Below are 17,377 nucleotides of genomic sequence, written 5' to 3' on the forward strand. Positions count from 1 at the left end.
CGCGACCGAGGGTGTCGCGGCGGGCCTGAACTGAACCGGAGCCGGTGTGCGATGAACAATCTCGTCGAGGCCACCAGGGGTGACCATCGATCCGACGGGCGTTTCGTGCTGCTCGTGGTGGACGACGACGAGAGCGTCGGTGCCGCGTTGGTCGCCCAGCTGGCCGACCACCGGGTACGCGGCCACCACTTCGCGCACGCCGCCGAGGCGCTGCTGGCCGCCGGGGCACTGCAACCGGACGCGGCCGTGGTCGCCGCCGGTCTGTCCACGATGAGCTGCACCGAGTTGGTGCGGCTGCTCGCCAGTCGGGCCGGCATCCCCACGGTGGTCGGGGTCGGCGACGAGGACGGTGGGGTGGCCGCCGCCGCGCTCAAGGCCGGTGCCACGGCCTGCGTCCGGCGTCCCTACCGGCCCGAGGAGGTACTGCCGCTCCTGCGGGCCATCCGCCCGGAGACCTCCGGTGCCCTCGATCCACCCATCGAACTGGGCGGGTTGCGGGTGGACCCGGCGACGTTCGAGGTGAGTCTGGACGGCCGGACGGTGGCCCTGCCCTTGAAGGAGTTCCGGCTGCTCTACTTCTTCATGACGCACGCGGAGCGGACGGTCACCCGCGAACAACTGCTCGCCGCCGTCTGGGGTGGCATCTCCGACGACACGTCGAACACCCTGACCGTGCACATCAAACGGCTGCGTCGGCGACTGGCGCTGGACGGCGACCAGGCGCCGATGATCGTGACCGTACGCGGCCTGGGCTACCGGTTCGTGCCCGCCCAGGCCACGGCAACGCCGACGACGTCGTGAACATGCCGGCGCTGCCGTCGGGCACACCGACGGAGGGGATGGTGCTGGTGGCGGTCCCGCTGGCGTACGTCCCGCACGTGGCCCGGCTGCTGGCCGACCTCGACGCCCGGCACCGGGTGGGGCCGGTGCCCCGTCGGCGGGCCGACCCGACGCCCCATCCGGCGGAGTCGGACTGGACGGTCGAGGATCTGCGTCGGCTCAGCCAGGGGCACAGCGCCACCCATCGGACGGTCGCGGCCGTGCTCGACGCGCTCGCCGCCGATCCGGAGCGGCTGTTCACGGTGGCAGACCTGGCCGAGGCTACGGGACGGCCCCGCAAGAAGATCATCGGTGCGATGGCGGGGTTGACCCGGCTGCTCAAGGCCCACTACGACTACGCCGGTCGGGGGTTCCCGTTCGACCGAATGCCCGGGCGGCCGGAGTCCCCTCGGGAGCTGTGCTACACGATGGACCGGGTCCGCGCCGCACGTTGGCGCGAGGCACAGCATCGCGGCCCCGAGACAGCCGGGAAAGTCGGCGCGCAGCCGGACCTGTGACCAGCCGGCGGCGTGATTCACCTCCCGGCGACGTGGGTGGCCGCGGCGCATCGGTTTCCGGCCGCGGCCTCCAGCCGGCGGACCTGCTCGATCACCGCCACCACGACGGCGTGTCCCTCCGGCGACAGGCGGGCGTCGACCAGCCGCCGGGCCACCTGCCGGAGGTACGGGTCGGCAAGCAGCTGGACGAGGTCGTCGTCGGGTAGCTCCCGATCGATCGGTCGACCGGTGAAGAACGAGGGCGGACGATCGAAGAAGGCGGCTATCGCCTCCACCACGGATCGCCGTGGGTCCGGTGCTCGTCCCTGGCGCAGGTTGTTGAGATGGGTGTGGGAGATGCGGCAGCCGCGCCGGGTCAACTCGGCGGCGACATGGCGGACGCTGTACGGCTTGCCGGTCGGGTCCGAGGTGGTTCGGAACAGCCAGTCGAGACGCTCGGCGAAGGTTTCGCCGGGGTGGTGCGGCTCCTCAGGCATGGAGGCTCCTCGCACGGCGGAACACCATATTTACACGAGGGCTGGACATGGCATCCAGCATTGACAGGACTCCTAACTGTACGCGTACGATGGCATTCGCCTGGCAACCCCAGCGGCCGGACAGCTCCGGCCCGGCGGGTTGCCAGCATGGTCTTTCGGGCAGGCACACGTGGTGGCGAACGGGGGCGCGACGTGTGCGTGCGAGCCGTACCCGGCGGCCGAGGGACCTCCGGGCGGCGCTCGTCCCGCCGGCCTCGCACCTGGTCGGTTCCTGGCGGGCCCGCCCGGTCACCGCACGGGACCACCCCGAGCACCCGGGGCAGGCGTTTGTCAGGTGTCGGCGGGGGTAACCAGCGCGGCGCTGACGACAGGAGGGCGCCGTGCGGTTTCCGCTGTTCGTCGCCGCGGTGTCCCGTCGATCCGGGCTGGCGTCCGAACCCGCGGCCAGCGTCGCGCGCGCGGTGCTACAGACCGTCGTGGAGCGGATGACCGGCGCACCGCCGACCGACCCGACCGGGTACCTGCCGACCGAGCTGACCGACGCGGTGTCGCCGGGCGAGCCGGCGGACTTCCTCCGCCGGGTCGGTGAGCGGGCCGGAGTCGACGAGGGTACGGCGGCCGCCGGGGCCGCGGCCGTGTTCGCCACCCTGCGCGAGACGGTGACCGTCGGCGAGTTCCAGGAGATGGTGACGCGACTGCATGCGGCCGGCGGTGGCAGTGACCCGATCGTCGGATGAGGCGCGGCCGGCACTCGGCGGCTCGCGGCGCGCTCCCTGCCGGCCGGGGGACCGGTGGCAGCGGATAGGCTGCCGCCGTGGCAGGTCTGTTCAGGAGCATGGCGTCCCGTGTCGGCGCGGTCATCCCGAGGCCGCGCGCGGCCGGTCCGTCCCCGGCACGGCTCGCGCGACCGCGTCAGGTCAGCGCGTTGCAGCGCCGCGAGTTGTCGTACGCCCCGGAGCCCGACGGCCAGGCCGATCCGGGGGAGATCGTCTGGACCTGGGTGTCCTACGAGGACGACCCTCGCCAGGGCAAGGACCGGCCGGTGCTGGTGGTGGGCCGGCACAGCCGGACGCTGTTCGGGCTGATGCTCTCCAGCCAGCAGGACCGCCACGGCGACCGGCACTGGCTGGCCCTGGGGCCGGGCGACTGGGACCGTGACCGGCGGCCGAGCTGGGTGCGCCTGGACCGGGTACTGACCATGCGGGAGGACAGCATCCGGCGGGAAGGCGCGGTCCTGGACCGGGCCCGGTTCGACCGGGTGGGTCAGGCCCTGCGCGCCGGGTACGGCTGGCGCTGACCGACCGGTCCCGGCGGTTCCGCACGGAGCCGGTGGCGTGCGCTGCGGCGCCGGTGACGTGCGCCGTGGGACCGCTGGCCTCAGCCGGACCGCTGGGCCGGGTCGACCGCGGCGTCGCGGGCGTCCGGCGGCGGGTACGGCTGTTCGGCGAGCAGCCGCGCCAGGTGGGCGCTGTTGAGCGCCAGCGCCTTCGTCGTCCGACCGGTGGTGTCGGGCTTGGGGCGCGCGTCGATGTAGTCGGTCTTGTGCAGTGCCTCGCCGACCCAGTACGTCGCGCCGGCCGCCGGGCAGGTGAAGCCGACCTCGTTGAGCGCCTGCTGCACCTGCCCGATCGTGTGGTGCGCGCCGTCCTCGTTGCCGACCACCGCCACCCCGCCGACCTTGCCGTAGGTGAGCAGCCGGCCCTGGTCGTCGGTCTCGCTGAGCTCGGCGTCGAGCCGCTCCAGGACCATCTTGCACACGCTCGACGGCTGGCCGAGCCAGATCGGCGTGGCGATCACGAGGATCTGCGCGGCCATCAGCTTCGCGCGGATCTGCGGCCAGGCGTCGCCATTCCCCTCGTCGGTGGAGACACCGAAGCGAACGTCGTGGTCCACCACCCGGATCAGTTCGCCGGTGACCCCCTGCTCGCCGAGAGCGTCGAGCACCTCCCGGCCCAGCACCTCGGAGCTGGACCGGGCAGGGGAGCGTTTGAGGGTGCAGTTGAGGATCAACGCCCGGATGTCCGCCATGATCTTCCCTCCGCCGTACGAGCCTGATCCCGGCGGAGTACCCACCTGTGGACCGGTGACGCCCGGGCCGGGGCCGCAACCGGGGTGGCGTCAGCACTCGGCGAGGTACGCGGTGTCGCGCAGGGCCCGGCCCGTTCGGCCACTGCCGAGCGCCTTGGCCTCGTACATCGCCGCGTCGGCGCGGTTGAGCGCCTCGGTGAGCTGGCTGTCCTGCACGGGTGCCAGACCGACCGAGGCGGTCACCCGGAGGGTGACGGCACCCATCGGGATCGGGGCGGCCAGCATGTCGTACAGCCGCCGGGTCGCGTGGTCGATCCACCGTCGGTCGAGGGTCGGGCTGGTCAGCAGCCCGGCGAACTCGTCACCGCCGAGGCGGGCCACCAGGTTGTCACCGGCGAAGGTGGCCAGTCGTTCGGCGACGCTCACCAGCACCTGATCGCCTGCGGCGTGTCCGTACCGGTCGTTGATCTGCTTGAAGTCGTCGATGTCGAGGACCACGGCGATCAGGTGGCAGCCGGAGCGGTCGGTGAGCAGCGTCGCGGCGAGCCGGTAGAAGGCCCGCCGGTTCGGTAGACCGGTAAGCGGGTCGTGGCTGGCGGCGTGCCGCTCGGCGGTGAGTTCCGCCTGAAGACGCCCGATCTCCGCCTCCGCCCGCACGGCCCGGCGTCCCAGTTGCCAGGAGGAGAGCAACGCTCCTGCGGCGCAGATGCCGGACGCGACGGTCAGCGGATCCGGCACCACCATCTCCCTTCTCCGCGACACACGTCGGGCACCGATCGGCCGACGCTGCCAGACACCTCGTTTCCCCTGATGGTTGTCAGGTTCGCGGGACAGAACGTGAGCAGGTAGGCATCACGCACGTGCGTTATCATCCCCGGTGTCCATTGCAGATGCAATAGCAGATGCACGTGCATAACGAGCCGACACCGCCCGTCAAGCCGCTACCGCTCCTCCCACGGCACCGGCGCCAATCGGAGAGAACAGAAGCCCCTCATGCAGCAGCCGCCCAACGGTGTTTCCGTCAACCACTTGCCTCCCCTTGCCTGGCAGAAGAGTCGGCGCAGCAATCCCAGTGGGAACTGTGTCGAGCTGGCGGAGCTGCCCGGTGGGGCGGGCATCGCCCTGCGTAACTCCCGGCACCCGGACGGACCCGCGCTGATCTACACGGTGGACGAGATCGCCGCGTTCGTGCTCGGTGCCCGGGACGGTGACTTCGATCACCTGATCGGCTGACCCCGCATCCCATCGACGGGATTCGTCTCGCACGGGATGGGCGGTTCACCTCACTGACGGTTCATGGCATGCTTACACGTCGGTCGAGTCGGTCCACCGGTTCGGCCGCTGACGGCATGCGGAGGACGGTAGGTGACCATGGTTTCCGCCGAGGAGGGTCCGGCGGCCGGCCCGACCGTGCTGCGGATGCTGCTGGGTGCACAACTGCGACGGCTGCGGGAGTCGCGGGGCGTCACCCGGGAGAACGCCGGCTGGGAGATTCGATCCTCCGAGTCGAAGATCAGCCGGATGGAGCTGGGTCGGGTCGGCTTCAAGGAGCGCGACGTGGCCGATCTGCTCACGCTCTACGGCGTCACCGCCGAGCAGGAGCGAGCCGCGTTGCTCAAACTGGCCCGGGACGCGAACAATCCGGGCTGGTGGCACCGGTACGGCGACGTCCTGCCGTCGTGGTTCCAGTCGTACCTCGGCCTGGAGGCGGCGGCCGCCCTCATCCGTAGCTACGAGGTCCAGTTCGTCCCGGGTCTGTTGCAGACTCCGGAGTACGCCCGAGCCGTGGTGCTGCTCGGCCACAGCACGGCCGGTCCCGACGAGATCGACCGTCGGGTGGATCTGCGGATGCGCCGACAGGAACTACTGTCCCGGCCGCGCCCACCGCGCCTGTGGGCGGTCGTCGACGAGGCGGCGCTGCGCCGGCCGATCGGTGGCCCCCAGGTAATGCGCGGTCAACTGGAGGCACTGCTCAAGGCGACGCGTACGCCGAACGTGCGGCTTCAGGTGATCCCGTTCGCCGCCGGTGGGCATGCCGCCGCCGGGGGAGCCTTCACGATTCTGCGCTTCGGTGATCAGGACCTGCCTGACATCGTTTACATCGAGCAGCTGACCAGCGCCATCTACCTGGACAAGCGCGAAGACCTCGACTTCTACGCGGTCGCCATGGAACGCCTCTGCGTCGAGGCCGAGCCGCCGGAGCGTACGCCGGAGATCCTCGAACGAATGATCGCCGACCTCGACCCCAGCTGACCACCACACCTTCACCCTTCCCACGCCCCTCCGCGCTGATCATGGGGCTACCGCTGCTGGCAAGCGCTTGCCCGGACGGGAATTTCGTGATCAACACGTCGAGGGCCGGGGATGGGGTTGACGGGTGTGGGGGTGCGGGGGTTATGGTCTGGATCGATCCAGCAACTGGATCGATCCAGAACGGGGAGTGCTGATGAAGCCGACATTGCGGGCCGTGGCCGAGGCTGTCGGTGTCTCGCGCAGCACCGTCTCCAACGCCTACGGCCGCCCGGATCAGCTCTCACCGCAGTTGCGCCAGCGCATCCTGGAGACCGCGCGGCAGATGGGTTACCCGGGGCCCGACCCGACCGCGCGATCGTTGCGGCGGGGATTCGTCGGTGCCATCGGGGTGCTGTTCACCTCCCGGCTGTCGTACGCGTTCACCGACCCCTTCGCCGTCCGGTTCCTGACCGGCGTCGCCGAGGCGGCCGAACGCCACGACAGCAACCTGCTGCTGATACCGCTGCCCGACGACGCGGCCGGCGCGCGTACGGCGGTGGAGAACGCCGCCGTCGACGGGTTCTGCGTCTACTGCGCCGGTGACGAGGAGAGCATCCTCGACACGATTCGCGGCCGTGGGCTGCCCTTCGTCACCACCTCCTCGCGGCCCCGCGCCGGAGACCTCTGGGTCGGCATCGATGAGCGGTCCGCCGCCCGGTCCGCCGCGGCACACCTGACCGCGCTCGGTCACCGCCGGGTCGCCCTGCTCGGCGACGACGTCCTGCCCGGCGCACCGGTCGGGCCGCTGCGGGTTGGCGACGTGGCCGACGTGCCGCACCCCACCACCCGGGACCGGCTGGCGGGCTTCGCCGAGGCGTTCGCGGCGGTCGGCGTCGCCTGGCCCGACCTGACCGTGCTCACCGCGACCGACAACACCCGCGCGGCGGGTGCCGCCGCCGCCAGGGCGTTGGCGCACCTGCCCGAACCGCCCACCGCGGTGCTGGCCTGCTCCGACGTGCTCGCCCTCGGTGCGCTCGACGTCCTGCGTGCCGACGGTGAGCGGGGGCGGCGCGTCTCCGTGACCGGCTTCGACGACATCGCCGAGGCCGCCCCGGCCGGCCTGACCACCGTCCGCCAGCCCGGCGAGGCGAAGGGTCGAAGCGCCGCCACGCTGCTGCTCGACCCGCCCGCTGACGCCGCTGCGGGCCAGATCCTGCTGCCCACCACGCTCGTCGTCCGGAGCAGCTCCGGACCCGCCCCGAGGAGTTGACCATGGAACAGCCCACCGGCTTCGTCATGGCCGTCGACGCCGTCACCCGTCATGTCATGTCCGCCCGGCCGGACGCACCGGTCCGACCCGACGTACCCCGGCCGGCGCGGCTGGTGGTCACCCGCCGGCTCGCCGCCGGGGCGCTGCGCCGGCTCGCCGACCACATCCAGCCGCGTCCCGTGCCCGCCCCACCCGCCTGCCGCACCTAGGCCGGTCCGCCGTCCGGGCGGGTGGTGCGCCGGGTGGTGCAGCAGGCAGACTGGAGGCCCATGTCGCCGTTCACCCCCAGCCTGCGGTTGCACGACCGCTACGTGCTGCACGATCGCATCGGCCTCGGCGGAATGTCCGAGGTGTGGCGCGCCGACGACGAGGTCCTGGGCCGGTCGGTCGCGGTGAAGGTCCTTGCCGGCACGTTCGCCGTGGACCCGGATCTGCGGGCCACCCTCCGGCGGGAGGCCCGTGCCGCGGCACGCCTGGCCCACCCGCACGTCACCCAGGTGTACGACTACGGCGAGGCGGCTCTGGCTGACGGTAACGTCGTGCCGTACCTGGTGATGGAGTTGGTCGACGGACGGAATCTCGCCGACCGGCTGGCCGACGGGCCGCTGCCCTGGCGGCCGGCCCTGCGGATGGCTGCGGAGGTGGCCGCCGCCCTGGCCGCCGCGCACCGCCTGGGCGTGGTGCACCGCGACATCAAGCCGGGCAACGTCATGCTCACCGACAACGGTGCCAAGGTGCTCGACTTCGGTATCGCCGCGCTCGCCGGTGCGCCGTCGCCCGGCGCCCGCCCGGCGGGTGGCGCCCTGATGGGTACGCCCGCGTACCTCGCGCCGGAACGGTTGAGCGCCGACCCGCCCCATCCGGCCAGCGACGTGTACGCCCTCGGGGCGCTGCTGTACCGCACCCTCACCGGCGATGTTCCGCTGCCCGTGCGCAGCTGGCCCGATGCGGTCAGGGTGCACGCCAACCGCCCGGCTGTCGCACCCCCGCGGGTGCCGGGCCTACCGGCTGATCTCGCCGAGTTGGTGCTGGCCTGTCTCGACCCTGATCCGGAACGACGTCCCACGGCCGGCCGACTGGCCACCCGGTTCCGCGCCGCCGCCACCGGACCGGCGGCGGCCACGGTCGACACACCGGCCACCGGCGGGCAGCAGACGCCGCAGACCCGGCCGGTGCGTCACCATCCACCGACCCTGATCGAGCCGACCACCCGCCCCGAGACCGTGTCCGGCGTCGCACCACGATCCACGACGCGCGGAGCACTGTCCGGCCGTGGCCGACCCCGGCCGGCACCCGGACGGCCGCCGGGCCGGCGGGGGCACAGCGGCCCGCCGGCAGGCGCGCTTGTCACATTCGCGCTGGTCCTGCTGCTGGGCCTGGGCGCGGCGCTCGTCCTCGGCGACCGGAGTGACGGGCAGTCGACGGTCAGCCCCACCACGCCGCCAGCCGCCCCGCCGACCTCCGCGCCTGCCTCACCACGACCCGCCGCCAGCTCGCCGGCCGCCCGGCCGGAGCCGGTGAGCCTGGGACGGGCCGCGGTCGAACTCATCGCGTTGCTCACCGAGGCACAGCTCACCGGAGAGATCGACCGTAAGGCCGCGGACCGGCTACGTGAGGAGCTGACCGAACTGGCCGGGGGCAGGCCGAAGGAGCAGGAGAAGCGACTGGAGAAGCTGCGGGAGCGTCTGGACGACGAGGTGGACCGCGGTCGCCTCCCCGCTGACTTCGCCGACCAGGTCGACGACGTGCTGGAGCGGCTCGAGGCCAACCTGCCGGAGGAGTGACCCTGTCCGGCGTCGACCGGCACCGCCGCTGAGCCAGGATCAGGCCAGGGTCGTCCGCACGAAATCGCCCGGAGCGGTCCCGGCGCGGGCGAGGAGCGAACCGTTCGGCGCCCAGATCGCCGACCGTCCGGCCGTCTCGACGTAGCCGCCACCGGTGGAGCCGGCGAAGCTGGCGACCGCGACCACGACCCGGTGGGTGGCGCAGATCCGCGATGCCCGCTGGTCCGGCACGTGCGCCTCGGCTGCGGCGTCGACGATCGAGGCCGCGTACACGTCGACGCCGGCAGCGCAGGTGCGCGCCGCGTGTTCCGCGATTCCGGTGTCCTTGCAGATCGCCAGGCCGATCCGCCAGCCGTCGACGTCCAGCACGACCGGCGCCGGTCCGGGGCGGAACCGGCGGGCCTCGACCTCCCCGAGCCACATCTTGCGGTACGCCACCCGTGTCCCGCCGCCGTCCACGGCGAGGGTGGCGATGTGCTCTCCGGCCACCGGTGCGCCGACCAGCGCGAGCGCCCCGGTGGCCGCGCACGCGGCAACCAGCGGCGCGAGCCGGGGGTCCGACGGGTCGACCGGCGCGGCGTCGAGTTCGTAACCGGTCAGCGACAACTCCGGGAAGACCACCACCCGGGCCGCGGCAGCACCGACCATCGCCGCGTGCGCCGCCACGTTCGTGTCGATGTCGTACGACACGCATCGGGGCTGGGCGACGGCGATGGTCAGCGAGGGGCGCGGCACCTGCGCAGTTTAGAGCGACCGGCAATACGGCTGGCGGGGCTGCGGCGCGCCCTGGCGCTTCGGCCGGCGGCGTTGTCGTCGTCGGCCAGGCGCACGCAGGAAAGGCGATGCCGGTGCGGCGACTCTCAGCTGAGGTTCGTAGCGTGTGGGACATGATGCATGTCCGGTACGCTTCGCCCTCGGTCGTCGGCCAGTCCGCACCACCCGAGGACGGCCTGGTCGGTTTCGTCACCGACCTGGTGGAGCGGCTCGGCGGCCCAGGTGCGGGGCTGGCCGTGGCGCTGGAGAACCTGTTCCCCCCGATTCCCAGCGAGGTGATCCTGCCGCTCGCCGGGTTCGTCGCGGCGCAGGGGCGGATGAGCGTCATCGGGGCCATCTTCTGGACGACACTCGGTTCGCTGCTCGGCGCCCTCGCGCTCTACTGGGTCGGCGCCGCGCTGGGCCGGGAGCGGACGCGGGCCATCGCGGCGAAGCTGCCGCTGGTGAAGCTCAGCGACATCGACCGGACCGAGGAGTGGTTCCTGCGGCACGGCGTCAAGGCCGTCTTCTTCGGACGGATGATTCCGATCTTCCGGAGCATGATCTCCATCCCGGCCGGGGTGGAACGCATGCCGCTGCTCACCTTCGCGGTCTACACCACGTTGGGCAGTCTGATCTGGAACACCACCTTCGTGATGGCCGGCTTCCTGCTCGGTGACAACTGGCACCTGGTCGAGGGGTACGCCGGCATCCTGCAGAACGTGGTCATCGTCGCCACGGCGCTGGGTGTCGTCTGGTTCGTCGTCACCCGTCTGCGCCGCTCCCGCCGAGCCGGCGGCCTGCGGTCCAACGACAGCGGCACCGGCCTGACCGACGCGACGCCCGCCGGGGTGCCGGATCCCGACGGGCGGGGCACCATCTACCGCAGCGTCTGGTCGGACGGCCACCAACCGACCGACCAGGAACCCCGGCACTGATTCCTGTCCGGCCGGTAGAGATGCCCCGTCCCGTCCGCCCCGAACGGGCTCCGGACGGGGTTGGCTGTCCCGAGGGAGGTGCTGGTGAGCGGATCGGACTGGGCGGACGAGGTCGGTGTGGTGGAACTGCCCGGTGGGGTGCGGATGCGGGGTCGCCGGATCGGTGACCCCGCCTCACCGGCCGACTTCAGTCTGCTGCTCGCTGACGGGCCGGTGCCCGGCTGGGCGTACCGGCGGCTCCGCTGGCCGGATTTCTGGATCCCGCTGGACCGGGCGGATGCCCTGGACGCCTTCCGCGAGGCGCTGCGCCGCGGGTACGCCGGCCAGCGGGTCGAGGTGGCCTGCCGGGGTGGCACGGGACGGACCGGCACCGCGTTGGCGGCGCTGGCGGTCCTCGACGGGCTGCCCGCCGATGATGCGGTCGACTGGGTGCGCGCCGCCTACCGTCCGGGCGCGGTGGAGACGCCCTGGCAGCGGCGCTGGCTGCGCCGGCTGTCGGCGGCGTAGCGGGACCGACCACGGGTGGCGGTGGCCGGTGCGTCGCCTCCACAGCGTCGACGCCCGGATCAGCAGGCACCGTGGTCGGACCTCGGGTGCCGGAGCCGGCCGGCGCGTACCGGCTCCGGCGGTGGTCAGGCGGCGACGTAATCGCGCAGGTGGCGGGCGGTGAGCGTGTTGCCGTGCGCCACCAGGTCGGCCGGGGTGCCGGTGAACACGATCCGGCCGCCTTCGTGACCGGCGCCCGGGCCGAGGTCGATCAGCCAGTCCGCGTGGGCCATCACCGCCTGGTGGTGCTCGATGACGATTACCGTGTTGCCGGCGTCGACGAGCCGGTCGAGCAACGCGAGCAACTGGTCGACGTCGGCCAGGTGCAGTCCCGTGGTCGGCTCGTCGAGCACGTAGGTGCCGGCCCTGTCGGCCATGTGGATGGCGAGCTTGAGCCGTTGCCGCTCGCCGCCGGAGAGCGTGGTGAGCGGCTGGCCGAGGGTGAGGTAGCTCAGCCCGACGTCGGCCATCCGGTCCAGGATGACCCGGGCCGGGCCGCTGGGAAAGAAGTCCCGGGCCTCGGCCACCGACATGCCGAGCACCTCGCTGATGTTGCGTCCGCGCAGCCGGTAGGTGAGCACCTCGTCGGTGAACCGGCGACCCTCGCACTGCTCGCAGACGGAGGCGACGCCGGCCATCATCGCCAGGTCGGTGTAGACCAGCCCGATGCCCTTGCAGGTGGGGCAGGCACCCTCGGAGTTGGCACTGAACAGGGCGGCCTTGACCCCGTTGGCCTTGGCGAAGGCGGTACGTACCGGGTCGAGCAGGCCGGTGTAGGTGGCCGGGTTGCTGCGCCGGGAGCCACGGATCGGGGCCTGGTCGACGACCACCACACCGTCGCGGCCGGGCAGTGAGCCGTGCACCAGGGAACTCTTGCCCGAGCCGGCCACCCCGGTCACCACGGTCAGCACGCCGAGCGGGATGTCCACGCTGACGTCGCGCAGGTTGTGCAGGTCGGCGTGCCGGATCGCGAGGTGGCCCCGAGGCGTACGGACCGGTTCCCGTAGCCGTACCCGGTGGTCCAGGTGCCGGCCGGTGAGGGTGTCGGAGCGGCGCAGGCCGGCCACGTCACCGGTGTAGCAGATGCCGCCACCGGCGGTGCCGGCACCGGGACCGAGATCGACCACGTGGTCGGCCACCGCGATGGTCTCCGGTTTGTGCTCGACCACGAGCACCGTGTTGCCCTTGTCCCGCAGCCGCAGCAGCAGGTCGTTCATCCGGGCGATGTCGTGCGGATGCAGGCCGACGGTGGGTTCGTCGAAGACGTACGTGATGTCGGAAAGGCTGGAGCCGAGGTGCCGGACCATCTTGACCCGCTGCGCCTCACCACCGGAGAGGGTGGCCGACTCCCGGTCGAGGCTGAGGTACCCGAGACCGATCTCGACAAGCGAGTCCAGCAGTTCCCGAAGGTTGACGGTCAACGGGGCGACCGACGGGTCGTCGATCTCCCGGATGAACTCGGCCAGGTCGCTGATCTGCATGGCGGCGCACTCGGCGATGTTGCGCCCGGCGATGCGGCAGGACAGCGCCGCCGCGTTGAGTCGGGCGCCGCCACAGCCGGCGCAGGTGGTGAAGGTGACCGCCCGGTCGACGAAGGCCCGGATGTGCGGCTGCATGGACTCCCGGTCCTTGGCGAGGTAGAGCCGACGCACCTTGACGACCAGACCCTCGTAGGTCAGGTTCGTGCCACCTACCTTGATCTTCGTGGCGGGCTTGTGCAGGAAGTCCTCCCACTGCTGCGGCGTGAAGTCCTGGAGCTTGACGTCCGGGTCGAACAGGCCGGAGCCGACGATGGTCTGCCAGTACCACGTGTCGACGGCGAAGTTCGGCACGGTGATCGCGCCGTCGTTCAGCGACTTCTCCACGTCGACCAGTTCGTTGACGTCGAGATCGGAGACCCGGCCCAGGCCCTCGCAGGTGGGGCACATGCCCTCGGCCAGGTTGAAGCTGAAGGCGCCGGCACCGCCGACCTGTGGCTCACCCAGCCGGCTGAACACGATGCGCAGCATGGCGTACGCGTCGGTGGCGGTGCCGACCGTGGAGCGTGAGTTGGCGCCCATCCGCTCCTGGTCGACCACGATGGCCGGGGTGAGATTGCGCAGCGAGTCCACGTCGGGCCGGGAGAGGCTGGGCATGAACGACTGGAGGAAGGCGCTGTAGGTCTCGTTGATCAGCCGCTGGGACTCGGCGGCGATGGTGCCGAAGACCAGCGATGACTTGCCGGAGCCGGAGACGCCGGTGAAGACGGTCAGTCGGCGCTTGGGGATGTCGACCGAGACGTCATCGAGGTTGTTCTCCCGCGCCCCGCGTACCTCGATCATGTCGTGGCTGTCCGCGGCGGACCGTGCTGGCTGCTGCATGCGAACCCTTCGCGAGATCGTGGACGGACTACCGCCCGGGAACTGGCTTCCGATTGGCCTGGCCAGATTCAATTGTCGCATTGATGTGCTCGTAGAGGCTTTTGTGACGTATCGAGCGTGTGCAAGGTCCGGTAGATGGCGAGAAGTCTCAAACAGACGTGAGAGGCTAGGCTGAACCGGTGGTGGATCGTCGGGTCAGCGGACGGCTGCGCGCGGTGGATCTCGCCGCGACGGCGGGTGTGTCCGTTCAGCAGGTGCGCAACTACGTCGACCTCGGCGTACTGCCTCGGGTGGAGCGCACCCCGAGCGGCTACCGGATCTTCACCGACGCGCACGCGCGGGCTCTTACGGTGGCCCGCGCGGTGGCCGACGGGCACGGCTGGACGCGTACCCGCGAGATCATGGCGGCGGTCCACCGGGGTGACCTGCCGACGGCGCTGGCGTCGTTGGACGCCGGCCACGCCGAACTGGACCGCGAACGGGCCGAGATCCGGATGGTGCTCGGCGCGTTCGAAACCGTGGTGACGAGTGCGCGCCAGCACACTGTGCCACGCCGGGCGGTACGGGTCGGCGTCGTCGCCGACCTGGTCGGGGTCCGCACCTCGCAACTGCGCTCGTGGGAGGCTCGCGGCCTGCTGCGTCCGGCCCGCGAGGCGGGCACCGGTTATCGGGTGTACGACGAGGCCGAGCAGCGTGCCGCACAGGTGGTGGCGCTGCTGCGCCGGGGTGCGTACCCGTTCGAGATCATCACAGCGGTGCTCGACGAGATGCGTACCACCGGTAGCCCGCAGCGGGTCCGCGCCGAGCTGGCCCGCCGCGAGCAGGAGTTGCACCGCCGCAGCCGGCGACGACTGGCCGCCTCAGCGACCCTGCACGACTATCTGTGCCACCTGGCCGCCTGACACTGCTGGGCAGGCACCTAGGTCGAAGGCGGTGATGTCACTCCGACATGCACATGTCCGAGTGACATCACCGCCTGAAGTGATCCACGATGGAAGCTCGCTCAGCGTGGTGTTCGAAGGTCGACCACTCGCGTCCCCACCCGCTCGCCCTTCCTGGGTAGATCAGGTTGTCAGCCCGCCGAGCAGGGCCGGGCCAGGTTGACCAGGTCGGCGGGCCGGTTGCCGTCGACCCTGCCGATCGCGGTGGCGATGCGGTTGATCGCCGCGACGCGCCGGTCCTCCAGTGGGCCGATGATGGCGTTGCGCACGAAGTTCGGGCCGCCCTGCGGGTTGGCCGCCTGCCGGGCGAGGCGGGCGTTGGCGTCAGCGATCTGGCTCTCCAGGTTGGCGAGTTCCCGCTGCACCTCCGCTGCGGCCTGAGCCGGCACGGCCGGGAGCCGGTCGGCCACCGTCGGGCAGCTCACCCGCTGCGCCACACCGGCCCCCGCGTTGCCGTTGCCGGTGTTCCCGTTGCCGGCGTTGCCGTTGCCGGCATTGCCCGCGTTGCCGTTGCCTGCGTTTCCGGCGTTGCCGTTGACGGCGCTGGGCACCCCTGCGGCGTTGAGTCCGCAGGTGGCGAGGCTGGCGAGATCGGGGCGCTGTCCGCCGACGCGGTTGATGTTGATGCCGATGCGATCGAGGGCGGCGGTTCGCTTGCTGGCCAGCGGGCCGAGGATGGCGTTCTGGATGAAGTTGGGGCCGCCCTGGGGGTTGGCGGCCTGCTGCGCGAGGCGGGCGTTCGCCTCGGCGATCTGCTTGTCGAGGTTGGCCAGTTCCTGTTCGACTCCGGCAACGGCGGCGGCGGGCACGTTGGACAGCTTGTCCCGTACCGTCGGGCAGTTTGCCGTCTGCGGCGCAGCGCCGTCGTCGGCGGAGGCCAGCGTCAGACCGCCTCCCAGGAGCACCACCGCCAGGACACCGACGCCGCCGAGCTTCAAGGCAGCGTGCTTGCGGTGCTGCTGCGTACGCCTGACCATGCTTCTCTCCTCATGATTGACCGCCCGACGGGTCGACCATCGGCTGGTGCGCAATGGGGTGCCCGGAAAGACGATCGGCAACGGCGGCCGGCCCCGCCCCGCATGCCGAGGATTCTCACGGGTGACGTCGGACCGAGCTGCGGGAGCGCTCCCGTCGCAGGTCCGGGCGTTTCATGTGTTCGGTCGTGGATACGGGGGGTGCGAGCGATCGGTTCAACATCTCCCCGCGAAGATCGCGGCCCTCCGCCAGTCCCGAACCGGCCGGCCGGGGTGGGCGTCGCCGGAGATCCTGCCGTTAGTCTGCGTGTTCATGAGAATCCGGGCCCTCGCCGCCGGTTTTGCCGCCCTCGCCGCCGTGACGATCCCCGCGACTCCCGGTGTTGCGGCGATCACCGTCGGTTCTGGACCGTTGACCTCATCCGCTCTGCCGGCCGCCGCCGTTACGCCGCCACCCGTTCGGGGGCCCGCCGCCCCGACGGCAGTGCCCTGCCCGAAGGCGGTCGCGCCGAAGGTGGTCCGGTCACCGAAGCCGACGCCGCCGCCGCCCGTTCCGGAACACCGGGTGGTCGGCGGAGATGCGCTCGCCACCCCCGGATTGATCGTGCCGCCCGGCGTGGCGACGCCGCCCAAGGTGACGGCGACCTCGTGGCTGGTGGCCGACCTGGACACCGGTGAGGTGCTGGGTGGCTGCGGTCCTCACGAGTACGCGACCCCGGCCAGCGTGCAGAAACTGCTGCTGGCCGCGACCATGCTGCCTCGACTTGATCCGGCCAAGGTTGTCACTGTCACCAAAGAGGATCTGGACATCGCCCCCGGCAGTTCGGCCGTCGGACTGCTGCCGGGCGGCCGGTACCGGGTGGAGACGCTCTGGCTGGGGTTGCTGCTGCAATCCGGCAACGAGGCGGCGAACGCGCTGGCCCGCCTCGGCGGTGGCGCCGACGGCGTGGCCGGTGGCGTACGGGCGATGAACGAGCAGGCCCGAAAGCTCGGCGCATGGCAGACCCGCGCGGTGACCCCGTCCGGGCTGGACGCCCCCGGCCAGTTCACCAGCGCGTACGACCTGGCTCTGATCGCCCGGGTCTGCTTCGCCGATCCGGCATTCCGGCGGTACGTGCTCACGGAGCGCACCCGCATTCCGGCGCAAAAGGCCTTGCGGGGCAAGGGCTTCGAGATCCAGAACGAGAACCAACTGGTGTACCGCTACCCCGGTGCGCTCGGTGGCAAGACCGGCTTCACCGACTACGCCCGGCACACCTACGTGGGTGCGGCCGAGCGGAACGGTCGCCGGCTGGTCGTGACGCTGCTCGGTGCCGAGCCGCGACCGCAACGTGGCTGGGAGCAGGGTGCCGCGTTGCTCGACTGGGGCTTCACGCTGCCCCGGCCGGCCAGCGTCGGCCGGCTGGTGGAGCCGGGGGAGTTGGACGCTGAACCGTCATCGGCGTCGCCCCCGCCGGCCGGGAGCGCACAGCCGGCGGGCACCGCTCAGCCGGCGGGCACCGCCTCGTCGGTCGACGACGGGCCAGGCGCCGGAATGCTCGTGGCGCTGGCCGTCGGAGCGCTCGCGATAACCCTGGCAGTCGTCGCCGCCCGACGATCCCCAACCACCCCCGCCCCCCCGCCCCCACGCCCCCCGCCCCCCCGCCCCCACCACCTCAGCCGCGCGACGTTTCCCGACCAGCCCCGCCCCTGCCCCCACCGCCTCAGCCGCCCCTGCCTCCTCCGCCTCAGCCACCCC

The 17,377-nt window shown here is 71.8% G+C and carries 18 protein-coding genes and 1 pseudogene; 13 read left to right on the forward strand and 6 right to left on the reverse strand.

Annotated elements, in window-relative coordinates:
• Positions 1–51 precede the first annotated feature (51 nt).
• Entirely contained in the window at positions 52–801 is a 750-nt protein-coding gene (locus tag ACN26Z_RS16300) for a winged helix-turn-helix transcriptional regulator (protein ID WP_093402293.1), read from the forward strand.
• 2 nt (positions 802–803) lie between these two features.
• A complete protein-coding gene (locus ACN26Z_RS16305) occupies positions 804–1,337 on the forward strand; it encodes a hypothetical protein (protein WP_421462071.1) in 534 nt (177 codons plus the stop codon).
• A gap of 17 nt (positions 1,338–1,354) precedes the next feature.
• Here ACN26Z_RS16305 and ACN26Z_RS16310 read toward each other — a convergent pair whose 3' ends face one another.
• A complete protein-coding gene (locus ACN26Z_RS16310) occupies positions 1,355–1,813 on the reverse strand; it encodes a hypothetical protein (RefSeq protein ID WP_282238548.1) in 459 nt (152 codons plus the stop codon).
• Positions 1,814–2,193: 380 nt separating this feature from the next.
• Here ACN26Z_RS16310 and ACN26Z_RS16315 point away from each other — a divergent pair, with 380 nt between their 5' ends.
• A complete protein-coding gene (locus ACN26Z_RS16315) occupies positions 2,194–2,550 on the forward strand; it encodes a DUF2267 domain-containing protein (protein WP_421462074.1) in 357 nt (118 codons plus the stop codon).
• 77 nt (positions 2,551–2,627) lie between these two features.
• Positions 2,628–3,110 carry a type II toxin-antitoxin system PemK/MazF family toxin gene (locus ACN26Z_RS16320; protein ID WP_307870907.1) on the forward strand — a complete coding sequence of 161 codons (483 nt, stop codon included), beginning with the start codon at positions 2,628–2,630 and terminating at the stop codon, positions 3,108–3,110.
• 80 nt (positions 3,111–3,190) lie between these two features.
• On the opposite strand, the gene ACN26Z_RS16325 is transcribed toward ACN26Z_RS16320, so the two are convergent.
• Positions 3,191–3,841, reverse strand: coding sequence for a flavodoxin family protein (locus tag ACN26Z_RS16325; RefSeq protein WP_421462076.1), 651 nt, complete (start codon positions 3,839–3,841; stop codon positions 3,191–3,193).
• Between the two features lie 90 nt (positions 3,842–3,931).
• Entirely contained in the window at positions 3,932–4,579 is a 648-nt protein-coding gene (locus ACN26Z_RS16330) for a GGDEF domain-containing protein (protein ID WP_421462077.1), read from the reverse strand.
• A gap of 255 nt (positions 4,580–4,834) precedes the next feature.
• Between ACN26Z_RS16330 and ACN26Z_RS16335 the strand changes: the two genes are divergently transcribed.
• The 5 genes from ACN26Z_RS16335 to ACN26Z_RS16355 all read left to right on the forward strand — a co-directional run bounded on the left by ACN26Z_RS16335 (position 4,835) and on the right by ACN26Z_RS16355 (position 9,127).
• Entirely contained in the window at positions 4,835–5,074 is a 240-nt protein-coding gene (locus tag ACN26Z_RS16335) for a DUF397 domain-containing protein (protein WP_093402299.1), read from the forward strand.
• Between the two features lie 138 nt (positions 5,075–5,212).
• Complete coding sequence (locus ACN26Z_RS16340; protein WP_373870614.1) at positions 5,213–6,094, forward strand: helix-turn-helix domain-containing protein; 882 nt, start codon at positions 5,213–5,215, stop codon at positions 6,092–6,094.
• 193 nt (positions 6,095–6,287) lie between these two features.
• Positions 6,288–7,343: a LacI family DNA-binding transcriptional regulator gene (locus ACN26Z_RS16345; protein ID WP_421462079.1), complete on the forward strand. Its 1,056-nt coding sequence runs from the start codon at positions 6,288–6,290 to the stop codon at positions 7,341–7,343.
• A 2-nt stretch (positions 7,344–7,345) separates the two neighbouring features.
• The gene (locus ACN26Z_RS16350) at positions 7,346–7,552 is read left to right on the forward strand and encodes a hypothetical protein (protein ID WP_093402301.1); all 207 of its coding nucleotides are present in this window, start codon (positions 7,346–7,348) and stop codon (positions 7,550–7,552) included.
• A gap of 60 nt (positions 7,553–7,612) precedes the next feature.
• Positions 7,613–9,127: a serine/threonine-protein kinase gene (locus ACN26Z_RS16355; RefSeq protein WP_421462081.1), complete on the forward strand. Its 1,515-nt coding sequence runs from the start codon at positions 7,613–7,615 to the stop codon at positions 9,125–9,127.
• A 39-nt stretch (positions 9,128–9,166) separates the two neighbouring features.
• Here the strand turns inward: ACN26Z_RS16355 and ACN26Z_RS16360 are convergent, their stop codons facing one another.
• Positions 9,167–9,862, reverse strand: a complete 696-nt coding sequence (locus tag ACN26Z_RS16360; protein ID WP_421462083.1) for a carbon-nitrogen hydrolase family protein — start codon at positions 9,860–9,862, stop codon at positions 9,167–9,169.
• A gap of 155 nt (positions 9,863–10,017) precedes the next feature.
• On the opposite strand from ACN26Z_RS16360, the gene ACN26Z_RS16365 reads away from it, so the two are divergent.
• On the forward strand, positions 10,018–10,818 hold the full coding sequence (locus ACN26Z_RS16365; protein ID WP_421464660.1) for a DedA family protein: 801 nt from the start codon (positions 10,018–10,020) through the stop codon (positions 10,816–10,818).
• 144 nt (positions 10,819–10,962) lie between these two features.
• Positions 10,963–11,325: a protein-tyrosine phosphatase family protein gene (locus tag ACN26Z_RS16370; protein ID WP_421464661.1), complete on the forward strand. Its 363-nt coding sequence runs from the start codon at positions 10,963–10,965 to the stop codon at positions 11,323–11,325.
• Between the two features lie 125 nt (positions 11,326–11,450).
• On the opposite strand, the gene ACN26Z_RS16375 is transcribed toward ACN26Z_RS16370, so the two are convergent.
• Positions 11,451–13,724 carry an ATP-binding cassette domain-containing protein gene (locus ACN26Z_RS16375; RefSeq protein WP_421462084.1) on the reverse strand — a complete coding sequence of 758 codons (2,274 nt, stop codon included), beginning with the start codon at positions 13,722–13,724 and terminating at the stop codon, positions 11,451–11,453.
• Positions 13,725–13,903: 179 nt separating this feature from the next.
• Here ACN26Z_RS16375 and ACN26Z_RS16380 point away from each other — a divergent pair, with 179 nt between their 5' ends.
• Positions 13,904–14,626, forward strand: coding sequence for a MerR family DNA-binding transcriptional regulator (locus tag ACN26Z_RS16380; protein ID WP_421462085.1), 723 nt, complete (start codon positions 13,904–13,906; stop codon positions 14,624–14,626).
• Between the two features lie 170 nt (positions 14,627–14,796).
• On the opposite strand, the gene ACN26Z_RS16385 is transcribed toward ACN26Z_RS16380, so the two are convergent.
• A complete protein-coding gene (locus tag ACN26Z_RS16385; RefSeq protein WP_421462086.1) occupies positions 14,797–15,642 on the reverse strand; it encodes a hypothetical protein in 846 nt (281 codons plus the stop codon).
• 310 nt (positions 15,643–15,952) lie between these two features.
• Here ACN26Z_RS16385 and ACN26Z_RS16390 point away from each other — a divergent pair.
• Positions 15,953–17,224: pseudogene (locus tag ACN26Z_RS16390) on the forward strand (D-alanyl-D-alanine carboxypeptidase family protein); the annotation flags it as partial.
• Between the last annotated feature and the right edge of the window lie 153 nt (positions 17,225–17,377).

The organism is Verrucosispora sp. WMMD703, assembly GCF_049178935.1.
Classification (GTDB): domain Bacteria; phylum Actinomycetota; class Actinomycetes; order Mycobacteriales; family Micromonosporaceae; genus Micromonospora; species Micromonospora sediminimaris.